The organism is Acinetobacter sp. GW821-FHT01E09, assembly GCF_059422385.1.
In genome coordinates this window covers 2,158,232-2,177,480 of sequence record NZ_JBWKWU010000001.1, presented here as the reverse complement: position 1 = coordinate 2,177,480, position 19,249 = coordinate 2,158,232, and the positions used below count along the sequence as shown (strand labels likewise).

Genomic DNA, 19,249 nt, shown 5'->3' with positions numbered 1-19,249 from the left:
ATGCAAACATTGTGAAAGTATAAGCGATCATGCTGTTGAATACAGAATTTAATCAAATTAAAACACTCTTGTCTGGTCTCATTTTGAGCTGTATCAGTACATCAGCTGTTTACGCCCTGCCTCTTGACTGTAAGCATCAAGATTCATCACTTTTAAAAAAGTTATGTGGTTCGCAGTATAGTGAACTACGCGCTCAATTAAATGAGAGCTATCTCACTGCATATCTGGTCACAGATGCACCAATACGCTTAATCAATGATACACATCGTTTGTGGCTCAACCGTTTAAGTCAATGTAAAAGCAACGATTGTTTTAAACAACAGTTCGATATTCGCCTAGAAGACTTAAATTTTTACACCTCAATGAATCAAAGCTTAACCCAACATTTCATCAAATATGAACATGGTAAAATTTCGAAGCAACCCGCCCATTTACAAATCCATCAACTGACTAAAGATCGGATTAAAGTTGAAGGCATCGCCTACCGAAATCCCAATAACCGTAAAGATAGTCAAATTGTCTCATTGTTGGCTTACACCACGCCTGAAAAAAAGAATCAAATTTTAGACAATGAACATGACTGTAAATATGTGCTTAATTTCCAAAAAGCAATTTTGTCTGTGACGACAACACAAAAAGGCTGTGAGCGCTTTACTGGAATTTACCGTTTATATGATTAAGATTTATCATTAAATTTGGCAAAATCATGAATATAAAACTAGCGTTAAGTGAAGAAAGATTAAAAATATTATCTGAATGTATGCAGAATTATGATGTGGGTGCTGATACAGATGAATGGCCTAACAATATCATTTCGCGCTTTACCAGCGTTTATAATGATGGGTCTATTTCAAAGCACAATATCCCATTGCAGCATGAAATTGATTCCGATGAATTAAAACTTTGTCAAAAACTAAGCGCTGAAATCACCAATATCATGGCAAATGTTGAAGTTGGCATGGGTTCAAACTCGGGGGATTATTTTCAAGATTTTTATATCATGCATTCACACAACTCAGCTAGCCAAAAAATTACGCCTCAACTGATTCAACAATAATTTGCCAATACTATTTTTCCTTTGGCGTACATTACGACTGAACCGCTTACAACCAATACACAGTGGTGGAAAGAAGTAGAACAAGATGGTGGAGAATCTCCAGCAGAATATTTTCAGCCTTGGCACAAGATGATGGATTGGTTTGCAGCACAACACGATTTTATCGACTGTGCATTTGTTCGGATTGGTGACTCAGCACTTTTAGAACAAATCAATTCTGATGATTACCCGAAAGGAACAATCATTACAGGTTGTGTCTTACCTCGACTTGCATTGGGCTTAACCCAGAAGAGCAGCTTGGTTGGAATCTTTGGATATGTTGTACACAGTTAAGATCTAACGCCCCCAGAGCTAAAATAGAAATAAAATAAGGTATAAACATGACTCAACTGTTAATTTTAGACCAAGTCTCACAACACCTTGATCAAACCTCTTTTGGCGGTCTTCCTGTTAAAACGATTGGCTTACAGGTTGAATGGCCTCACTGCACAAATTGTAATGGTGCAATGCAATACCTTGGCAAAGTAAAAACTGATCTCGGTTTAGAACTGATCTTTATGTGTAGCCAAGATCCAGGTATGTGTGATGACTGGGATGCAGACGTTGGTGGCAATAAAGTGATTGTCATTACAGAGGTTCAAGCTCTCGAAAAATTCCAACCGTTAGAATCTGAAAATACCTTACGTGAAGCGGAATATGGCGCCAAGATTTTCCAAGATTCGCAGGTAGACTATTCACAATCACGTGAACTTTGGCAAGGGCCCAAGAGAGAAATTTTAGGTCAGCTTTCTGGCCAAGCTGAGTGGCTGCAAAATGATGAAACACCAGAATGTAATTGCTGCCAAAAGCCTATGCGCTTTGTTGCTCAACTAGAGACTGGTCCTAATCATAGAACTGAGATGAATTTTGGTGGAGGAGGTTCCGCCTACCTATTCGATTGCCCTCAGGGGAAAACTGCTAAATTTCTATGGCAATGCTAGCCTCTACCATGGATATATCTAATGGATAAAAAAGTCATTTCCAAACTATTACAACGTCAGTTTTATCCCATTTTAAAAGCACAAGGCTTTATAAAAAAAGGCGATGTATTTAGGCAGGTTGAGGGAGAAGTTATTCGAATCATCGATATACAACACTCCATTAAAAGACATTGTTTCCAAGTTAATCTCGGTATTCACCTTATCCCATTAGGTGAATATGTTATGCGATGTACAGGTAAAGCTTTAGATATTGAAAAAATGCGTGATTTCGATTGTGCATGGCGTAGTTCGATCCTACCTTATTTAATCAATGATCATGACAACGATTGGTCATATACCTCAAATGAACAAGATGCTAACGAAATGGTGCAATTTCTAGTATCTGAGTGGAATCGTCAAAGCCAAAATTTCTTTAATGAATTGACACATTGGCCTGAAGATTTTCTCAAGAAAGCACATCAGGCCTGTATACATCCGATTCATCCCGCACACATGTGTACCCTATGCTATGTGGCTGGTGCTGCTGGTGATTTACAATTGGTCAAGAGGCTCGCTGAGATTGCAATTGATGCTGTTCCTGAACGCGCCACCTCATTAAAAGAACGATTAGCATCATTTATCCATGATCCAAGTTTGGCGATTCCCAAAATTATCAATTAATCGCGAAATGAAGTAGTCAAAGGTCCTATTCACCAAATTGAAATATTTGTTATATTTTCTAACAACTTTCACGATCCGATTTAAAGTTTTACGCTTTATTTCCTGACTTAATTAACTTATAAATAACTGTATATAAATAGTCTGATGACATATTTGTTGTAAATACCGAACACCAAACAATAGAGGATCAAAGGTGTTGCTATGGATTTGAACATGTATCTCACCAATAAATTTAAGAATTTTAATGAGTTTCTAGAAACGCATTGGCATGACTACCCCAATAAATACAAAGAAATCCAAACACTGCTGTTTTTTCAAGCCTATACCACTAAGCCACTTTCAGAAAAATTTGAAATCAATATTGATCAGGCCTTAAAGTACCCAACCTTAAGATATTATTTCCAACAGATTGAAAAATATATCCATATACCGCCCAAGCAACTGTTTCCTAACTCATTTCATCGCCCTTATGAACATATTTTAAATGAGTTTAAATATTTAAGCTTTTACCAAGAAGCTTTTGAGTTTCACAAAAATTTAGAAAAAATTAGAAATACCTTTAATAAAATTTCCATTCCAATTGCCAGTCATGCTATTTACACAGAAATTTTACAATATCTTAATTTGAGCTTTGAATACCTTGCTGATCCCAACTTAGCCAATGAATTAAAGATTAAATTAATTTACCAATGGCAAGATATTCATAATTTAGAAACCGTGGCCGCATATAAATCATTAGAAAAAATTAAGACCACACTCAATCATTATCGGCAAAACTCCTGTTCAGAGTACTATTTTAATTTAATTCAACTGGGTGAAAATCAACGGATTGAATTTAAAGAACGTACCACGGACCTATTAACTAACCGCAAATCAGATAAATGGGTCAAAGCGTGCTTTGCATTTATGAATACCCGCAATGGTTATGTCTTTATAGGTGTTGCTGACGATTTAACCATTGTCGGGATTGAAAATGAACTTGCGGAACACTTTAATAATTCACTCGACTTAATGAAGCGGAGTTTGATTGATAAACTGGCACACGAAAGTAACAAAATTTCAAATATTTATACCACATTAGAAGAAATACAGATTCAAGGAAAAACCTTATTGGTCTTTAAATGTAATAAATCAGACCGTCCGTTGTATTACAAAGGCGAATTATTTATGCGCACCAATGGACAAACAACACGTGTTCCACCTGAACTGATTGAAAGTTTTCGTGTAGAATTTTATTGTTAGCATTCAATAGTTAAAATCTCTGCCTAGAAGAATCAAAAATATGGATTACCCTCAGTTTAAATATCATCCCAATGCATACAAACTTGATCTGTTTGAAAAAGAAGATGGTATTTGTTCGATTTGCAATCAACAACGTGATTTAAAGTATGTATGCTCTTTCTATAGCGTAGATGAACCCGATTATATCTGTCCGTGGTGTATTGCTAATGGTGCAGCAGCGCAAAAATACGATGGAGAATACAATGACTACTGTGGCATTGAAGGTGTTTCTTCAAACCCAAATGATCCATCCGAAAAAATCAACCCTGAATTTTTAGATGAAATCTGCTTAAAAACGCCAAGTTATTATAGTTGGCAACAAGAAATTTGGCTGGTGCATTGCAATGAACCATGTCAATTTATCGCTTATGCGGATAGTGAAATGCTTAAACCAATTTGGGATGAGGTCAAAGCTGATATCGAAGAAAATGGTTATCCATTAGAGCTTATCCAAGATCACCTCAGTATCGACGGTGATTTAACAGGCTATCTGTTTCAATGCATTCATTGCCAACAACATCGCTTACATATAGATTGTAGTTAAATACATAATCAAAACTTATAGGTCAAACCTTATAGCTTTGAGCAAGTAACTGGCTTAAATGCTGTTTAACGCCCTGCCATTCATCTTTGATAATGCTGTATATAACAGTATCGCGAACAGTTCCATCCTTTCGTAGCGCATCTTGACGTAGCACACCATCATAATGCGCACCTAGACGCTCAATGGCGCTTTGACTTTTAACATTACGAATATCCGTCCTTAATACAACGGAGTTGGCTTGTAGTTTTTCAAATGCATACTCAAGCAATAACAACTTACAACTGGTATTGATATGACTGCGTTGTGCTGATTGTGCATACCATGTATAGCCAATCTCAACACGGCGCACCTCCCAAATAAAATCCCGGAAACTGGTGGTTCCTACAATACGACCATTCTGCTGATTTAAAACAACAAAGGGGACGCGTATTCCTAAAGATTTTTGTTCAAGTGCCTTGGCAATATAAGCCTTGATCTGAGAATAATGTGGAACCGATGTATATTCCAATTCCCACAATCGGCCATCTTTACATACCTCAACTAAAGCGTTTTCATGTTCTATTTGTAGCGGTAAAAGCTGCACTTGATGGGTTTGTAATGATGTATAAAGCGTTGAAAAGATATCTTGATTCACAGCAATTACACCAATGTAAAGAATGCTCCTCCATTGTCCGCTATGTTTTTGAAAGTTTTATGATCAAAATATGAAATCACCATGACGATCTTTCAAATGATTTCAAAGGCATTTGCATGCCCTTGAATAGAATATACAATTCAACAAAATAGTTATTTTTTATAGTGTGCCAGCATGTCTTGTAAATGTGCTTTTACATTGTTCCACTCACCTTGGGCAATACTATACAACACTGTATCTCGAATCGTACCATCTTTACGCATTTGATCGCCCCGAATAATGCCATCTTTTTTAGCACCTAAACGTTCAATGGCCTTTTGACTTTTAAAATTGAATTGATCAGTCCGCAACGCCACGGTATTGGCTTGAAGTTGTTCAAAAGCAAACCCTAATAGCAATAGTTTACAGCTTGTATTGACATGAGTCCGCTGTGCCGATTGTGCATACCATGTATAGCCGATTTCAAAACGTTTTACGTTTAATAAAATATCGTGATAACTGGTCGTTCCCAAGACTTTCCCAGAGCTTTGCTCTATGACAACAAAGGGATAACGACTGCCCTGTGCTTTTTGTATTAATGCTTTTTCAATATAATCTTTAACTTCTGTGTAATGTGGTGTAGAGGTAATTCGTAGATTCCACAATTCACCATCACGACACGCTGCAGCGAGCCCTTGCTCATGTTCAAAAGATAGTGGTACTAAGCGAATATTATTTAGTTGTAAATCTAAATGAATAAATAATTGTTCAAATGCATCCATCTCATATCCACCAATTTAATCTATAAAGTTACCGTTTGATTTCATTGCAAAGTGATCAGTATCAATTGTATTAACAACTAAGCTTTCTTGCTGTTAAGTCATTATATTGCCAAGGCTAAACATACTACCCCAGCCAAACCTAAAACCAGTCCTAAAGCTGTAATCACTTTAAGCTTTTCTTTAAAAATTAACAGCCCTGCAATGACCCCAAATAACACCACAAGAATATTCATCCCTGCAAAAACAATGGCTGGAGAATCTTTTAATAAAATATGCGCTTTGACATATAAAGCAATATTGGCAAAATTTAAAATCCCCAACGCCAAACCAGCAACAAAGTTCTGTAGCTTCCATTGAGTTTTTCGAATCAGCAAATAGCCCACAGATAATAGAAATGAACAAATAAACATCAAGGTTAATGTAACTGGGAACTGTAAGCCCAGGCTGGTTGTATATTTCAATAAAACATCAACCAAAGCATAACCTACCCAAACACTAAGTAAATAAAGGATCCCTTTCTGATTGAGGGATGGATTTGATGGACTCGATTGGGAAAGTACAATACATAAAACTGCCACGATACCCAAACCAATACCGAGCATTTTTAATTGATTAAATTGCTCTTGGAATAAAAAATATGCAGCCAATAATGATAAAACCACAGATAATCGCTGTGCAATTTCAGTTTTTAAAATTCCTGCACTATGTAATGATTTTGCCAGACATAAAAAAATACTGGGTAATACAATACCTAAACCAAGAATTAACCACCACGGTGTATTTGAAATTGAAATATGGGCCAAATCAGGCTTAAACCAGATATAGCTCAATACACTGGCGATTGCATAATTCCAAGCAATCATTTGCAATGCATCAAAACCTTTTTGTTTGGTCCACTTTAAAAGCATTGAAACCAGTACACTACAAAGTGCTGCTGAAAATATGAGTTCCATAATTTATTTCTTATCTCACCAATCATTGCAAAATTTATGCGGAAGCTAGTCCTATTATTCAACAAAAAGCCCACTAGCATGAGTGGGCTTTTAGGTAATCAATAACCATCAAAGATTATTTATAACGATCAACCATTTTTTCTAAAGAAATTGGGCGAATCTTATCCGCATTACCCGCAGTACCAAATGCTGTATAACGGTCTACACAGATTTGTTTCATTGCTTCAACAGTTTCACCGAAGAATTTACGTGGGTCAAATTCACTTGGTTTTTCAGCCATCATACGGCGCATTGCACCTGTAGATGCTAAACGTAAATCTGTATCGATATTGATTTTACGTACACCATGCTTGATTGCTTCAACCAACTGTTCAACTGGAACACCGTAAGTTTCTTTAATGTCGCCACCATATTGGTTAATAATCGCTAACCATTCTTGTGGTACTGAACTTGAACCATGCATCACGAGGTGAGTATTTGGAAGTGCCGCATGAATTTCTTTAATACGGTCAATTGCCAAGATATCGCCTGTAGGTGGACGAGTAAACTTGTACGCACCATGAGAAGTACCGACTGCAATTGCTAAAGCATCTACATTGGTATCTGCAACGAATTGACGTGCTTCTTCAACAGAAGTGAGAAGTTGAGAATGATCAAGTACACCTTCTGCACCAACACCATCTTCTTCACCAGCCAAACCTGTTTCAAGGCTACCCAAACAGCCAATTTCGCCTTCTACAGAAACACCACATGCATGTGCCATTTCAACAGTACGACGTGTTACATCAACGTTATATTCATAAGACGTTGGTGTTTTACCGTCGGCACCTAAAGAACCATCCATCATTACAGATGAAAATCCAAGCTGGATCGAACGTTGACAAACATCTGGGCTTGTACCGTGATCTTGATGCATTACCACTGGAATATGTGGCCATTCTTCAATAGCAGCTAAAATTAAATGACGCAAAAATGGAGCACCTGCATATTTTCGTGCACCAGCAGAAGCTTGCACAATTACAGGTGAATTTGTTGCGTCAGCGGCTAACATAATTGCGCGCATTTGTTCTAAATTGTTCACATTAAACGCTGGAACGCCGTAACTATGTTCACCGGCATGATCCAAGAGTTGGCGCAATGAGATAAGAGCCATAATATCCTCCCAAGTAATGCCCCATATTCTACATGTTGCTTTATTTCAATTCAGCAACAATATTGACTATTTCATAAAAAATCCCCGCGTTTGCGAGGACTTTTAACAAATAACAACATTTAGAAAGATTATTGAGCTTTAGCTGCTTCTTCTTCAGTCGCTGGTGTAGCCGCATCCGCTGGAGCATTTGCTTTTTCAGCTGGAACATCTGTATTTTTTTCATCCAAAACAGGCTGATCAAGCGCATCAATCACAGCTTGTTGTTCTGCAGATGTGTTTGCTGATTCTGCTGAAGCAGCTTCAGAAGAAGATGTTTGTTCTGAGGCTGGTGCTTTTTCTTGTTTAGAACATGCAGTAAATGCCAAAGGAGCAATAAGAAGTGCTGCAAGTGTAAATTTAAATTTCATCACATTTCCCAGTGTTGGTGATTGGATTTGATCTAGTTTATTGCAGTTATATTTCATTTTTATTACTTTACAATGAATCTCTCAGATAAAAAAGGCTGACACGAGGTCAGCCTTTCATATAAACGTCATAATTAAAATAATTTTTCAATTAAGCACGTTCAAGCAATACCGCTACAGCTGGAAGTGTTTTGCCTTCGACAAATTCAAGGAATGCACCACCACCAGTTGAAATATAACCAATTTTGTCTGCAACTTGGTATTTATCAATTGCTGCCAAAGTATCACCACCACCAGCAATAGAGAATCCTTCAGATTCTGCAATCGCTAAAGAAAGTGTTTTTGTACCTTCGCCAAATTGATCCACTTCAAACACGCCAACTGGACCATTCCAAAGGATCGTTTTAGACGTTTTTAAGATTTCAGCAAAAGCTTTCGCAGTTTCAGGACCGACATCCAAGATCATGTCATTGTCTGCTACATCTTCAACTTTTTTTACTATTGCTTTAGCATTTGCCAATGAACCTAAGAAATCTGCAAAATCGATTGCAGAAGCATCTGCCACAACAACATCGGTTGGAAGTGGAACAGATACTTTTGCCGCAATCGCTTTCGCTGTGTCAATCAAATCATTTTCACACAATGATTTACCGACATTGAAGCCAGCTGCAGCTAAGAATGTATTGGCAATACCACCACCAACAATCAATTGATCACAAATATCAGAAAGCGAAGTTAAAACATCAAGTTTAGTAGAAACTTTAGAACCAGCAACAATTGCAACCATTGGTTTTTCAGGTGTTTGCAACGCACGACCTAAAGCATCTAATTCAGCTGCAAGCAAAGGGCCCGCTGCTGCAACTTTTGCTAAGCGTGCTACGCCTTCAGTTGATGCTTCTGCACGATGCGCTGTACCAAAGGCATCCATCACAAATACATCACAAAGCGCTGCATATTTTGCTGAAAGTTCAGCATTATTTTTCTTTTCACCCACATTGAAACGACAGTTTTCAAGTAATACCACTTGCCCTGCTGCAACTTCAACACCATCTAAATAATCTGTAAATAATTTAACGTCTTGACCAAGTGCCTCAGTTAAATATGCAGCTACAGGAGCTAATGATTGTTCCGCTTTTGGTTCACCTTCAACGGGACGACCAAGATGAGAATACACCATGACCGCAGCACCTTTCTCAAGTGCCAATTTAATTGTCGGTAATGCAGCACGTAAACGTGCATCACTTGTAATCACACCATTTTTAACAGGTACGTTTAAGTCTTCACGAATAAGTACACGCTTGCCTGCTAAATCGAGGTCAGTCATACGCTGAAAATTCATGTATAGCTCTCTTATAGATATTAAAAATCGCGTAGATTCTAAATGATTACACAAAAAAAGGTTAGATACTTTTGTAGAAAAGCTGTAGAAAAGTTGAGATTTGATTATTATAGGGCGAACTTTTAAATTCTATACGCTTATGTCTTTTCATCCCGATCCTAAAATCAATGGTTTAAATGTCTTAGGTGAACCTTTAGCAAGTTGTTGTTTTTCTCCAATCACAGGTTATTTTCGTAATGGTTTCTGCCATACAGCAACAACCGACCTCGGCCAGCACACTGTATGCGCTGAAATGACTTCAGAATTTTTAAATTTTTCACAAAAAGTGGGAAATGACCTAATTACACCGCTGCCAGAACACGGCTTTCCGGGACTACAACCTGGTGATTTTTGGTGTTTATGTGTGACGCGTTGGGTTGAGGCCTATCAAAACGATATGGCACCTCGTGTAAAACTACAAGCCTGTCATCAAGCTGTTTTGGCGTATGTTCCCTTAGATCTCTTGATGGAATATGCAGTATAACTAGGCATGAATTATTCAAAGATGAATCACCCTGAAATTATTTTGGCTTCATCGAGCCAAACCCGTAAAGATTTAATGAATCGTTTGCGCTTAGACTATCATTGTATCTCTCCTGAAATCGATGAATCACCACAGGGTGAGTCTCATGCCGATGATTTGGCTAAACGCTTGGCTTTTGAAAAAGCCCGAATCATTGCACAAGATCATCCAAATGCAATTGTGATTGGGTCAGATCAGGTGGCTTGGCGTGAACATGCACCACAAGATTTTATTGGAAAACCTCTATCTGTAGAAAAAGCCATTCAACAGCTACAAGCCAATTCAGGCAAAAATGTCTTTTTTAGTACTGCCTTAAGTGTGCAACATTTGGCTTCTGATTTTGAACAAACCTTGGTCGAGCATTATCATGTGAAATTTCGTGACTTAACTTTGACTGAAATTGAGCGTTATATCGAAATTGATCAACCTCTGCATTGTGCTGGTAGCTTTAAGTGTGAAAGTCTTGGTATTGGTTTATTTGAACAAATGATTGGGCAAGACCAAACCACTTTGATGGGTATGCCAATGATTCAGTTATGTGGAATTTTAAGGAAGTTGGGAATCCAACTGCCTTAATCATAGTTTCTGATCATTAATTTTCTATGAGTTTAAAGGTGCAAGCATTATTGTAAATTTACCCAGCCTTTTACTGTTGAGGTTTTTTCTGCTTTCCATACACGCTGAGAGAATACACCACCAAAATCAATATACATTATCCAGCTACTATCCAAAACTCCTGCATGATAATCCAATAAAACATACCCCTCTTTGGTTCGATTACCATCAATCAATCCCGTATTAGAACGAAATTCAATATCTTTGTAAGGAACTAAAAAGCGTAGAGTTCTTTCAGTATCAGATTTAACAATAAAAGAGCCATAACGTGCTTGATCAGACTGCAATTCATCTTTAATTAAATATTTATTTTCTAAACCAAATCGTGTAGTCCATGAAACATCCTTATACAAGCCACCAAAAACAATCTCATACCAAGTTTTATCGGTATTTACTTCATCACCTACTTTCGGTATTGCTTCCCATTTTTTAGGATTGCTTAAAGTAACATCAAAAGGTCCTACATTTTTTAAAGTCAGAATTACTAAACCTTCTTTTTTAGGAATTAGGAATAATGTTGGTTGTTCCATAAAAATCAGCAAATTTAACTAAAAGGTATCTACAAAATCAGCGGCTATTCATCGTTTCTACTAAAATTTACATAAATAGATTGGAATAATAACTGAAATAAGCAAGAGTACCTTGCAAATTTCTATAAATAACCAAGAGTTGATATCAGCAGTTCTAGGATAATTAGCTAGGTAACCTCACTCTAATCTCTTATTCTATAGATCAAAAAAGCGCTTCATTGGGTGCATTTGCTGATGAAGTATTCTAATAATAAAAATATTTTGATCTTGGATGCGATAAAAAACAGCATGTTGATGATGATCATGCCGACGTACACTCGCTCCTATTTCTGCGCATTCATACCCTATTAGTGGTGAAGTGGCTAAAAGGTTAAATGTACTCTCTAAATGTTCAGTGTACTTATCAGCTTGCATGACACCAAAGTTAAGCAATGTATATTCATAAATTGCTGTAAAGTCTTCTACCGCCAAATTAGATAGTTTATACATTGTGTTTCAGTTTAACTTTGGCAGCTATATCTTTTAAGTTGAGATCACTTTCTCCACTTTCATCACCCGCTTCAATAGCCCTTCTTAGAGCCATCGCTTGATTCTCTTGCTGCTCTAATAACCGTAATGCTGAACGTATAACTTCACTCGTTGAGCCATAACGCCCCGATTCAATGAGTGTGGTGACAAACTCATCAAGTTGTGAGCCAATAGTTACACTTGTTGTTCTAGGCATAAGACTCTTCTTTTGTGTTAATAGATAACACAATTTAGCATATATAGTGGTCAATTAAAACAGAGTAAATATTATTCGACATCAGTTATTGTATAAGTTTTCTAAATCTTACTCAGTAGACTTAAAAGTTTATTTGTTTATCTATACAGATCTGTATATATCTTATTTGTTATTTAAGTAGTAATAAAGTTAATTAAATTTCTTAAGCGAAACCGATTGATTCAGCTTGTAGCAAATTGTAATTTCAATTTGGATGATTTGGAAACAACTCAACTTTTGAATGTATATGTAACAAAACTCGCTATCAACATTTAAAAATTATGGTTTAGAAATCAACTTGCACCCTTTTACTTAACATAAGACAATAGCCACATTATAGATTCAAATTTGCTTAGGCTATTTTCATGTCCCTACCTTTAGATGTTCTTGGCGGAATTACTGCTGAACAATTCCTCTCAGAATACTGGCAAAAAAAACCTTTATTGGTTCGTAATGCTTTACCTGAAATTGCCAATATCCTTGTTCCAGATGACGTCATGGAGCTTGCTCTGGATGAAAACATCACAGCACGCCTGATTAAGCAAAAAGACAAAGACCCAAATCAATGGTCAGTAAAATCATCACCACTCATCAAAGGTGATTTTCAAAAAATGCCAAAGCTTTGGACCTTATTGATTCAAGCTGTTGATCACTATTCATTTGATTTAGCAGAGCTTTGGAAGAAATTTCCTTTTATTCCACAGTGGCGTCGTGATGACATTATGGTCTCTTATGCTGCTAAAGGTGGTTCTGTAGGTCAGCATTTTGACTTTTATGATGTATTTCTTGTACAAGGTTATGGACACCGCCGTTGGCAACTTGGACAAATGTGTGATGCTGAATCTGAATTTGTTGAAGGGCAGCCGTTAAAGCTACTTCCAGAAATGGAGATCAATTTTGATGAAGTTTTAGCGCCAGGCGATTTACTTTATGTCCCACCAGGATTGTCGCATTACGGTGTCGCAGAAGATGATTGCCTAACCTACTCTTTTGGTTTCCGTATGCCAAATATTGCCGACATGATGGATCGTGTCAGTGATAAATTTGTCGAAGACCAACAACTACGTAATCCGCTTATCGACATCTTACGGAATAAACAAAACCCGATTGGGCAAGTGACACAAGCTGAACTCGATTATTTAAAAACTGAATTGTTGGCAAAATTAAATAATTCTAAAGTGTTAGAAGATGCCATTATGAGTCTAATGGCTGAAGCAAAGTACCCTGAAAATATTCCAGATGTTGAAGCGATTGGCACTGGAGATTTAGAAGAAGTTCTTGAACAAGGCTATTTACTACAAATTGAGCCAGCCTCTCGATTAATTTATCTTGAACAGGATCATGAATTATTATTCTGGGCAAATGGTGAATCGATCTGTATTTCTGAACAATTTGTACCCCATTTAAAGCAGATTGCAGATGGACAAAGTGTCAAACTCAATCATGAATTGTCTGATGATGAAATATTAGAGGACATTGCTGGATTATTAAATGAATCTATCTTGATGCTTGTTCCAACTGACGAATAAAATTCGCAATCTAACTCTAACAATGTAACGCTTAAATAAAGCCTGAAAATTCAGGCTTTATTTCTATCAATTTACTTTCAGCATAATTTTAAGAAATAATTCCTTCATCCTTGCTCAAGCTGATATTTGAGTGAGCTTGAGGACTTAACCAAAGTAAAATTAAACACTTCATCCCACTAGAGATAAAGACTTTGCTGTGACTTTATTGTCCTTTTATCAGATTATTTTTTCTCATAGTTTTCGATAAACTCCGAAATCTATTGTCAATATTTTTTGTCGTTCAAGTTTTTCAAAAAAGTCTAAAGTACTACTAAAGGGATTAACGAAGTATTTTGTTAAGTGATTGAATTCAACTGTTGTCTTGAGAAAATTATAAAAGAAATATGGGTCAAGATTGCCAATACTTTCTTTGTTTCCAAGCGAAACTTCAAGAATTTGTCCTGTTATTAAATTCTCAAACATACAGTGTTCTCCATGCACAAAAAAAGACCAATCTTCCGATAGCGTTTTTTGTCCATTTAAAAAATCAGCATCTTGTATTTCGTAATAGTGTCCTGCGTTAATTTTTTCCTTTTCAGGTTGGTCTGTTTCTGTAATTAATTTATCAATAAGCACTTCAGCAATGGCTTTATAGTTGTCAATTGCTGTTAATAATTCCTGTTCTACATCAGAAGTAAGGTTGATCATATAATTACTGTCAAAATTTCAAAGCTAAATAATTAAAACTTATCAAATAAAGCCTGAAAATTCAGGCTTTATTTCTATCAATTTATTTTCAGCATAATTTTAAGAAATAATTCCTTCATCCTTGCTCAAACTGATATTTGAGTGAGCTTGAAAACTTAACTGATGCTTTAATGTCTCATTTTCCTGTTTTAGATTTTTAATTTTAAAAAACTGGAAGAATAGCCCGATATAAGCAATAACAACGATTACAGAAACATAAATGGCTAAAAAACTGATACTTGGGTTTAACAATTTTGTCAGAAACTCTTCAAACATTTTCGATTCCTTTTTGTTTTCATCGCATATTGAATAAATATTTCAGTTAAATTAACTCAAATTGTTTAGAAAATAAATCATTCAATTATTAATCTAGAACCATTCTCAAGTCTAACAAATCATTACTTGAGCTTTTTCATCAATTTGGGCAATTTAGCGCTATATAAAGAATGAGATATTTACTTCATGGCAAGTCCTGCTCAAGCAATTCGACATCAACTTCTCAATACTTTTTTCTCCCGTTATTCTGTTTGGTTCCTTTGTATATTTGTATCTTTATATTTGACTTGGATTATTTTCTTTAACGAAGGTCATTATATTTATTACTTTTTTTCAGATACTGTACTGAATTTAGCTTGGATTATTTCATCCATACTGGCCGCAATTGGCTTTGCCGATATCATCCAAACACAACATTCTATTTTAAGAAATTATCCTTTAATGGGACATTTCCGATTTTTCTTTGAAGATATCCGTCCTGAAATTCGTCAATATTTCATTGAATCTGATGATGATGCATTACCTTTTTCACGTGCACAAAGAAGCTTAGTTTACCAACGTGCTAAAAATGAAAATGCAGATAAGCCTTTTGGTTCAATTATTGATGTCTATCAAGATGACTATCGTTTTTTAACCCATTCGATGACACCCAAAACACCTGCTGATTTTAATACATTTAGAATTAGTATTGGTAATGATCAGTGCTCACAACCTTATAGCGCTTCGATCATGAATATCTCAGCAATGAGTTTTGGTAGTTTGAGTGCAAATGCCATTCTTGCTTTAAATACTGGTGCAAAAAAAGGCAACTTTTATCATGACACAGGTGAAGGGAGCTTAAGTCCTTATCACCTTGAACCGGGTGGTGATATTGTTTGGGAAATTGCCAGTGGCTATTTTGGTTGCCGTACTTTAGATGGTAAGTTTGATCCTGAAAAATTTAAGCAACAAGCGGCTTTGCCTCAGATCAAAATGATCGAAATCAAACTATCCCAAGGGGCAAAACCAGGGCACGGCGGTATTCTTCCTAAAGATAAAATCACCAAAGAAATTGCCGAAATACGCGGGGTTTCTATGGACGTGGATTGTATTTCTCCAGCAACACATTCTGCTTTTAGCAACCCTATTGAAATGATGCATTTTATTCAGCAATTACGTGAGCTATCCAACGGTAAACCGGTTGGTTTTAAATTGTGTATCGGGCAACCTTGGCAATTTATGAGCATTGTAAAAGCCATGCTGCTGACCAAAATCACTCCAGATTTTATTGTAGTTGATGGTTCAGAGGGCGGTACAGGTGCTGCCCCTATTGAACTGATTGATCATATGGGTACACCTTTACGTGAAGGCCTGCTTTTTGTAAACAATACCTTAATTGGCGCAGGTTTACGTTCTCAAATCAAGATTGGCGCAAGTGGTAAAATTATCAGTGCATTTGATATCGCCAGTACTATGGCTATGGGTGCCGACTGGGTCAATTCTGCACGTGGCTTTATGTTTGCGGTGGGTTGTATCCAAGCACAAAGTTGTCATACCAACCAATGTCCTGTTGGCGTTGCAACGCAGAACAAAGAACGTCAAAAAGCACTTGATGTGCCATCTAAAGCAGACCGTGTGTTTAGTTTCCAAAAAAACACCTTAAAAGCGCTTGCGGAAATGATTGCCGCAGCTGGTTTACAACATCCTGCTGAGATTAAAGCACATCATTTGGCACAACGAATTAATGACCGTGAAATCAAAAACTATGCTCAATTGCACTTTTGGATGAAAGACGGCGAATTGCTCAGTTGTGAAAATAAAGATGAAGAAAACTTCTATTTTAGAATGTGGAACTTAGCAACTGCTGAACATTTTTAATTATTCGCAAGCGAAATTTCATTAAGGAGATCAATATGATCTCCTTTTTTATATCTAGCATTTATAAAGAAACCTAATCTTGTGAATTTTTATTCTTCTGTTTTTTATTTAAATTTATATTGGAGTTTATTTTTACTCAAACGCCATTTTAATCTAAACAATATTTAAGCAAGATAGCTTAAAACACATCAAGAATATTTGCGGATGAAATTTCTAAAGCACATAACCACCACCACTATCCTTACAACGTCATTACATTGTTATGCAACTGTCGGTGGTGGACAAACAATAGAAGTATTGGGTTATGAAGCAAAACAACAAAAACTTTATCTGTTACGACACTATGAAGATGAGCGTGGGCGCTTGCCACAGTTATACTATTATCAGCTCAACAGTAAAACACCTGACAAGTTGATTGAAGTACAATCGTTATATATTAATCCCAAAACGCATCAAATTGACTATGATCAAGATGCTATCCAGTTTGAAAAAGACCTAAATAAAATTAAAAAGCGTTTAACACCGTTACTTATAGGAAATGCCAATACAGCAAAAATTCAAGTGGTGCAAAGTCAAACTCATTACGTCCCTGCTTGGCATGATCAATCCCAAAAGATTCCTCAATATAAAACCATATACAAAGTTACAACAGCTTCTTTAAAAAGCAAAAACCAACAAGCTATACAGTATGCTAAAACAATAAAAATCACTCAGAACTATGTCGTGCCAAATCAGAATAAGCTGCTGATTGTGGTTAAATATTTCGGCATTCCAGAAGAAACAGGCTATGATGTTGAAGATGCTGTTTTGCTCTTACCAATACAATAATGAGGATAAATCGTGTTAAAAATAATCACATCAACGCTCTTATTCAGTTTTAGCGCTCTCGCTTTTGCAAAAAGTTATAGCAATATTTCACTTGAAGTCCTCGGCTATGATTCAGATAAAAAAGCGGTTTTAATTCTTGAAAATTCAGCAAGCTATGACATTCCAAGAGTTTATCGCTATTCACTGAGTGAAAAACGCTATGATCTGCTCAAATACGATGAAAATTTTACAGGTATTACAGATCAACAAACCTTTCAGCAAAAACTTTCAAGCATAAAGACTCAGCTTAAACCGCTTAAAAAGATCGTGCTTCAAGACTTTAACGTTAATCTACTCGAACAAAGACCATCTGATACTCAAAGCTCTGACTCATTTAAAACAATTTATGGCTCGATATTTACAATATCCAGTCCGCAATATCAAAGTCTTCAACAGAATTTAACCAGTTACAGTCCAGAAATTAAACTTAAACAGGCTTTTGAACTGCCAAAAAACAAAGGGGTGCTGATTACTTTTGAATCACTCAGCTTACCTTTTGATGAAGGATATAGCCGTGAAGAAGCTGTTGTTTTATTTCCTACAGGTCAGCTTCCTAAATAAATAAAGCCTCTTAAGAGGCTTTATTTTTACTGCTTTTATCAATCTTGATCAATTCATTACGCCGCAGAGCGCTCAGTGATTGGTACAACTTTGCGGAGTTCTGGACCAGTATAATCCGCGCTTGGACGAATAATACGATTGTCAGCACGTTGTTCCATTACATGCGCTGCCCAACCAGTAACACGAGACATCACAAAGATTGGTGTGAATAATTTTGTTGCAATATCCATGAAATGATATGCAGATGCATGGAAGAAATCCGCATTACAGAACAACTTCTTCTCACGCCACATCACTTCTTCACAACGTACTGATACTGGGTAAAGCACTGTATCACCAACATCTTTTGCTAAACGCTCAGCCCAAATTTTAATGATGCCATTACGCGGGTCATTGTCTTTATAGATCGCATGACCAAAGCCCATGATCTTTTCTTTACGTTCAAGTTTACCCAGCATTTCACGTTCAGCTTGTTCTGGTGACGTCCAGTTTTCAATCATTTCCATCGCAGCTTCATTTGCGCCGCCATGCAAAGGTCCACGCAGTGAACCAATTGCACCAGTAATACACGAGTGCATATCAGACAATGTTGAAGCACATACACGTGCAGTAAATGTTGACGCGTTAAACTCATGCTCAGCATAAAGAATTAATGAAACATTCATCACTTGTTCATGTAATTCATTTGGCTTTTCACCACGCAGTAAATGCAAGAATTGTGCACCAATTGAATCGTCATCGGTATTTTCTTCAATACGTACACCATCATGACTAAAACGGTACCAATAACAAATGATCGCTGGCAAAGTTGCAAGAATACGATCTGCCACATCTTGCTGTTGATCAAATGATTTTTCAGTTTCCAAATTTCCTAACATTGAAACCCCTGTACGCATCACATCCATTGGATGTGAATCAGCAGGAATTCGTTCCAACACTTCTTTTAAAGCTTGCGGTAACTGGCGAAGTGATTTTAATTTGGCTTTATATGTCGCCAACTGTTCTGCTGTAGGCAATTCACCAAAGAAAATAAGGTATGCAACTTCTTCAAATTGGCAATTTTCTGCAAGGTCTTGCACATCATAACCACGATAAGTTAAGCCTGCGCCACTCTTACCCACTGTAGAAAGTGCTGTTTTGCCTGCAACTTGACCACGCAATCCTGCGCCTGTAAGTACTTTTCCTTCAGCCATTTTA

At 36.7% G+C, this 19,249-nt stretch carries 25 protein-coding genes; 13 read left to right on the top strand and 12 right to left on the bottom strand.

What is annotated here, in order from left to right; all coding sequences use genetic code 11:
- Window positions 1–29: 29 nt before the first annotated feature.
- The 7 genes from AC07U8_RS09925 to AC07U8_RS09895 all read left to right on the top strand — a co-directional run bounded on the left by AC07U8_RS09925 (window position 30) and on the right by AC07U8_RS09895 (window position 4,522).
- A complete protein-coding gene (locus tag AC07U8_RS09925) occupies window positions 30–680 on the top strand; it encodes an A1S_1983 family putative colistin resistance protein (RefSeq protein ID WP_004720662.1) in 651 nt (216 codons plus the stop codon).
- Between the two features lie 26 nt (window positions 681–706).
- On the top strand, window positions 707–1,057 hold the full coding sequence (locus AC07U8_RS09920; protein ID WP_494737789.1) for a hypothetical protein: 351 nt from the start codon (window positions 707–709) through the stop codon (window positions 1,055–1,057).
- Between the two features lie 21 nt (window positions 1,058–1,078).
- The gene (locus AC07U8_RS09915; RefSeq protein ID WP_494737788.1) at window positions 1,079–1,390 is read left to right on the top strand and encodes a hypothetical protein; all 312 of its coding nucleotides are present in this window, start codon (window positions 1,079–1,081) and stop codon (window positions 1,388–1,390) included.
- A gap of 47 nt (window positions 1,391–1,437) precedes the next feature.
- Window positions 1,438–2,037, top strand: a complete 600-nt coding sequence (locus AC07U8_RS09910; RefSeq protein WP_494737787.1) for a hypothetical protein — start codon at window positions 1,438–1,440, stop codon at window positions 2,035–2,037.
- Window positions 2,038–2,058: 21 nt separating this feature from the next.
- Window positions 2,059–2,697 (top strand): DUF4304 domain-containing protein, encoded by a 639-nt coding sequence (locus AC07U8_RS09905; protein ID WP_494737786.1) that lies wholly within the window; start codon window positions 2,059–2,061, stop codon window positions 2,695–2,697.
- Between the two features lie 201 nt (window positions 2,698–2,898).
- Window positions 2,899–3,939 (top strand): AlbA family DNA-binding domain-containing protein, encoded by a 1,041-nt coding sequence (locus AC07U8_RS09900; protein ID WP_419338282.1) that lies wholly within the window; start codon window positions 2,899–2,901, stop codon window positions 3,937–3,939.
- Window positions 3,940–3,979: 40 nt separating this feature from the next.
- The gene (locus AC07U8_RS09895) at window positions 3,980–4,522 is read left to right on the top strand and encodes a CbrC family protein (RefSeq protein ID WP_494737785.1); all 543 of its coding nucleotides are present in this window, start codon (window positions 3,980–3,982) and stop codon (window positions 4,520–4,522) included.
- A gap of 22 nt (window positions 4,523–4,544) precedes the next feature.
- On the opposite strand, the gene AC07U8_RS09890 is transcribed toward AC07U8_RS09895, so the two are convergent.
- The 6 genes from AC07U8_RS09890 to AC07U8_RS09865 form a co-directional block, all read right to left on the bottom strand.
- Entirely contained in the window at window positions 4,545–5,156 is a 612-nt protein-coding gene (locus AC07U8_RS09890; RefSeq protein WP_494737784.1) for a GNAT family N-acetyltransferase, read from the bottom strand.
- Window positions 5,157–5,308: 152 nt separating this feature from the next.
- Entirely contained in the window at window positions 5,309–5,917 is a 609-nt protein-coding gene (locus AC07U8_RS09885; protein WP_494737783.1) for a GNAT family N-acetyltransferase, read from the bottom strand.
- Between the two features lie 101 nt (window positions 5,918–6,018).
- Window positions 6,019–6,870 (bottom strand): EamA family transporter, encoded by an 852-nt coding sequence (locus tag AC07U8_RS09880; RefSeq protein WP_494737782.1) that lies wholly within the window; start codon window positions 6,868–6,870, stop codon window positions 6,019–6,021.
- Window positions 6,871–6,985: 115 nt separating this feature from the next.
- Complete coding sequence (fba, locus tag AC07U8_RS09875; RefSeq protein ID WP_004720677.1) at window positions 6,986–8,023, bottom strand: class II fructose-bisphosphate aldolase; 1,038 nt, start codon at window positions 8,021–8,023, stop codon at window positions 6,986–6,988.
- Between the two features lie 128 nt (window positions 8,024–8,151).
- Window positions 8,152–8,430: a hypothetical protein gene (locus AC07U8_RS09870; protein ID WP_154129743.1), complete on the bottom strand. Its 279-nt coding sequence runs from the start codon at window positions 8,428–8,430 to the stop codon at window positions 8,152–8,154.
- A gap of 148 nt (window positions 8,431–8,578) precedes the next feature.
- Window positions 8,579–9,766: a phosphoglycerate kinase gene (locus AC07U8_RS09865; RefSeq protein ID WP_105712728.1), complete on the bottom strand. Its 1,188-nt coding sequence runs from the start codon at window positions 9,764–9,766 to the stop codon at window positions 8,579–8,581.
- 139 nt (window positions 9,767–9,905) lie between these two features.
- Between AC07U8_RS09865 and AC07U8_RS09860 the strand changes: the two genes are divergently transcribed.
- Together AC07U8_RS09860 and AC07U8_RS09855 are read left to right on the top strand one after the other, a co-directional pair.
- On the top strand, window positions 9,906–10,289 hold the full coding sequence (locus tag AC07U8_RS09860) for a DUF2237 family protein (RefSeq protein WP_004720680.1): 384 nt from the start codon (window positions 9,906–9,908) through the stop codon (window positions 10,287–10,289).
- Between the two features lie 21 nt (window positions 10,290–10,310).
- On the top strand, window positions 10,311–10,904 hold the full coding sequence (locus tag AC07U8_RS09855) for a Maf family protein (protein WP_494738593.1): 594 nt from the start codon (window positions 10,311–10,313) through the stop codon (window positions 10,902–10,904).
- A gap of 47 nt (window positions 10,905–10,951) precedes the next feature.
- Here the strand turns inward: AC07U8_RS09855 and AC07U8_RS09850 are convergent, their stop codons facing one another.
- The 3 genes from AC07U8_RS09850 to AC07U8_RS09840 all read right to left on the bottom strand — a co-directional run bounded on the left by AC07U8_RS09850 (window position 10,952) and on the right by AC07U8_RS09840 (window position 12,197).
- A complete protein-coding gene (locus AC07U8_RS09850) occupies window positions 10,952–11,473 on the bottom strand; it encodes a hypothetical protein (protein ID WP_494737781.1) in 522 nt (173 codons plus the stop codon).
- 195 nt (window positions 11,474–11,668) lie between these two features.
- Window positions 11,669–11,962 carry a type II toxin-antitoxin system RelE/ParE family toxin gene (locus AC07U8_RS09845; RefSeq protein WP_494737780.1) on the bottom strand — a complete coding sequence of 98 codons (294 nt, stop codon included), beginning with the start codon at window positions 11,960–11,962 and terminating at the stop codon, window positions 11,669–11,671.
- Window positions 11,955–12,197, bottom strand: coding sequence for a type II toxin-antitoxin system ParD family antitoxin (locus tag AC07U8_RS09840; protein ID WP_494737779.1), 243 nt, complete (start codon window positions 12,195–12,197; stop codon window positions 11,955–11,957). Before AC07U8_RS09840 ends, AC07U8_RS09845 begins: the two co-directional genes overlap by 8 nt.
- A gap of 404 nt (window positions 12,198–12,601) precedes the next feature.
- On the opposite strand from AC07U8_RS09840, the gene AC07U8_RS09835 reads away from it, so the two are divergent.
- Window positions 12,602–13,765: a ribosomal protein uL16 3-hydroxylase gene (locus tag AC07U8_RS09835; RefSeq protein WP_494737778.1), complete on the top strand. Its 1,164-nt coding sequence runs from the start codon at window positions 12,602–12,604 to the stop codon at window positions 13,763–13,765.
- Window positions 13,766–13,996: 231 nt separating this feature from the next.
- Here the strand turns inward: AC07U8_RS09835 and AC07U8_RS09830 are convergent, their stop codons facing one another.
- Complete coding sequence (locus AC07U8_RS09830; RefSeq protein ID WP_494737777.1) at window positions 13,997–14,452, bottom strand: DUF6896 domain-containing protein; 456 nt, start codon at window positions 14,450–14,452, stop codon at window positions 13,997–13,999.
- Window positions 14,453–14,551: 99 nt separating this feature from the next.
- Complete coding sequence (locus AC07U8_RS09825) at window positions 14,552–14,767, bottom strand: hypothetical protein (protein WP_494737776.1); 216 nt, start codon at window positions 14,765–14,767, stop codon at window positions 14,552–14,554.
- Window positions 14,768–14,953: 186 nt separating this feature from the next.
- On the opposite strand from AC07U8_RS09825, the gene AC07U8_RS09820 reads away from it, so the two are divergent.
- The 3 genes from AC07U8_RS09820 (at window position 14,954) to AC07U8_RS09810 (ending at window position 18,052) form a co-directional block, all read left to right on the top strand.
- Window positions 14,954–16,624 (top strand): FMN-binding glutamate synthase family protein, encoded by a 1,671-nt coding sequence (locus AC07U8_RS09820; protein WP_004821337.1) that lies wholly within the window; start codon window positions 14,954–14,956, stop codon window positions 16,622–16,624.
- 204 nt (window positions 16,625–16,828) lie between these two features.
- Complete coding sequence (locus AC07U8_RS09815; protein ID WP_166782533.1) at window positions 16,829–17,452, top strand: hypothetical protein; 624 nt, start codon at window positions 16,829–16,831, stop codon at window positions 17,450–17,452.
- A gap of 12 nt (window positions 17,453–17,464) precedes the next feature.
- Window positions 17,465–18,052, top strand: coding sequence for a hypothetical protein (locus AC07U8_RS09810; protein WP_419338289.1), 588 nt, complete (start codon window positions 17,465–17,467; stop codon window positions 18,050–18,052).
- Window positions 18,053–18,108: 56 nt separating this feature from the next.
- Here the strand turns inward: AC07U8_RS09810 and prpC are convergent, their stop codons facing one another.
- A complete protein-coding gene (gene prpC, locus AC07U8_RS09805; RefSeq protein ID WP_004821331.1) occupies window positions 18,109–19,245 on the bottom strand; it encodes a bifunctional 2-methylcitrate synthase/citrate synthase in 1,137 nt (378 codons plus the stop codon).
- Between the last annotated feature and the right edge of the window lie 4 nt (window positions 19,246–19,249).

Bases quoted from the DNA above. Each gene is read 5' to 3' on its own strand.
- AC07U8_RS09840 (WP_494737779.1), bottom strand. From the start codon at position 12,197: ATGCCTAGAACAACAAGTGTAACTATTGGCTCACAACTTGATGAGTTT.
- AC07U8_RS09880 (WP_494737782.1), bottom strand. From the start codon at position 6,870: ATGGAACTCATATTTTCAGCAGCACTTTGTAGTGTACTGGTTTCAATG.
- AC07U8_RS09895 (WP_494737785.1), top strand. From the start codon at position 3,980: ATGGATTACCCTCAGTTTAAATATCATCCCAATGCATACAAACTTGAT.
- AC07U8_RS09860 (WP_004720680.1), top strand. From the start codon at position 9,906: ATGTCTTTTCATCCCGATCCTAAAATCAATGGTTTAAATGTCTTAGGT.
- AC07U8_RS09835 (WP_494737778.1), top strand. From the start codon at position 12,602: ATGTCCCTACCTTTAGATGTTCTTGGCGGAATTACTGCTGAACAATTC.
- AC07U8_RS09870 (WP_154129743.1), bottom strand. From the start codon at position 8,430: ATGAAATTTAAATTTACACTTGCAGCACTTCTTATTGCTCCTTTGGCA.
- AC07U8_RS09865 (WP_105712728.1), bottom strand. From the start codon at position 9,766: ATGAATTTTCAGCGTATGACTGACCTCGATTTAGCAGGCAAGCGTGTA.
- AC07U8_RS09815 (WP_166782533.1), top strand. From the start codon at position 16,829: ATGAAATTTCTAAAGCACATAACCACCACCACTATCCTTACAACGTCA.
- AC07U8_RS09900 (WP_419338282.1), top strand. From the start codon at position 2,899: ATGGATTTGAACATGTATCTCACCAATAAATTTAAGAATTTTAATGAG.
- AC07U8_RS09925 (WP_004720662.1), top strand. From the start codon at position 30: ATGCTGTTGAATACAGAATTTAATCAAATTAAAACACTCTTGTCTGGT.
- AC07U8_RS09855 (WP_494738593.1), top strand. From the start codon at position 10,311: ATGAATCACCCTGAAATTATTTTGGCTTCATCGAGCCAAACCCGTAAA.
- AC07U8_RS09825 (WP_494737776.1), bottom strand. From the start codon at position 14,767: ATGTTTGAAGAGTTTCTGACAAAATTGTTAAACCCAAGTATCAGTTTT.
- AC07U8_RS09905 (WP_494737786.1), top strand. From the start codon at position 2,059: ATGGATAAAAAAGTCATTTCCAAACTATTACAACGTCAGTTTTATCCC.
- AC07U8_RS09885 (WP_494737783.1), bottom strand. From the start codon at position 5,917: ATGGATGCATTTGAACAATTATTTATTCATTTAGATTTACAACTAAAT.
- AC07U8_RS09920 (WP_494737789.1), top strand. From the start codon at position 707: ATGAATATAAAACTAGCGTTAAGTGAAGAAAGATTAAAAATATTATCT.
- prpC (WP_004821331.1), bottom strand. From the start codon at position 19,245: ATGGCTGAAGGAAAAGTACTTACAGGCGCAGGATTGCGTGGTCAAGTT.
- AC07U8_RS09830 (WP_494737777.1), bottom strand. From the start codon at position 14,452: ATGATCAACCTTACTTCTGATGTAGAACAGGAATTATTAACAGCAATT.
- fba (WP_004720677.1), bottom strand. From the start codon at position 8,023: ATGGCTCTTATCTCATTGCGCCAACTCTTGGATCATGCCGGTGAACAT.
- AC07U8_RS09820 (WP_004821337.1), top strand. From the start codon at position 14,954: ATGGCAAGTCCTGCTCAAGCAATTCGACATCAACTTCTCAATACTTTT.
- AC07U8_RS09845 (WP_494737780.1), bottom strand. From the start codon at position 11,962: ATGTATAAACTATCTAATTTGGCGGTAGAAGACTTTACAGCAATTTAT.
- AC07U8_RS09910 (WP_494737787.1), top strand. From the start codon at position 1,438: ATGACTCAACTGTTAATTTTAGACCAAGTCTCACAACACCTTGATCAA.
- AC07U8_RS09850 (WP_494737781.1), bottom strand. From the start codon at position 11,473: ATGGAACAACCAACATTATTCCTAATTCCTAAAAAAGAAGGTTTAGTA.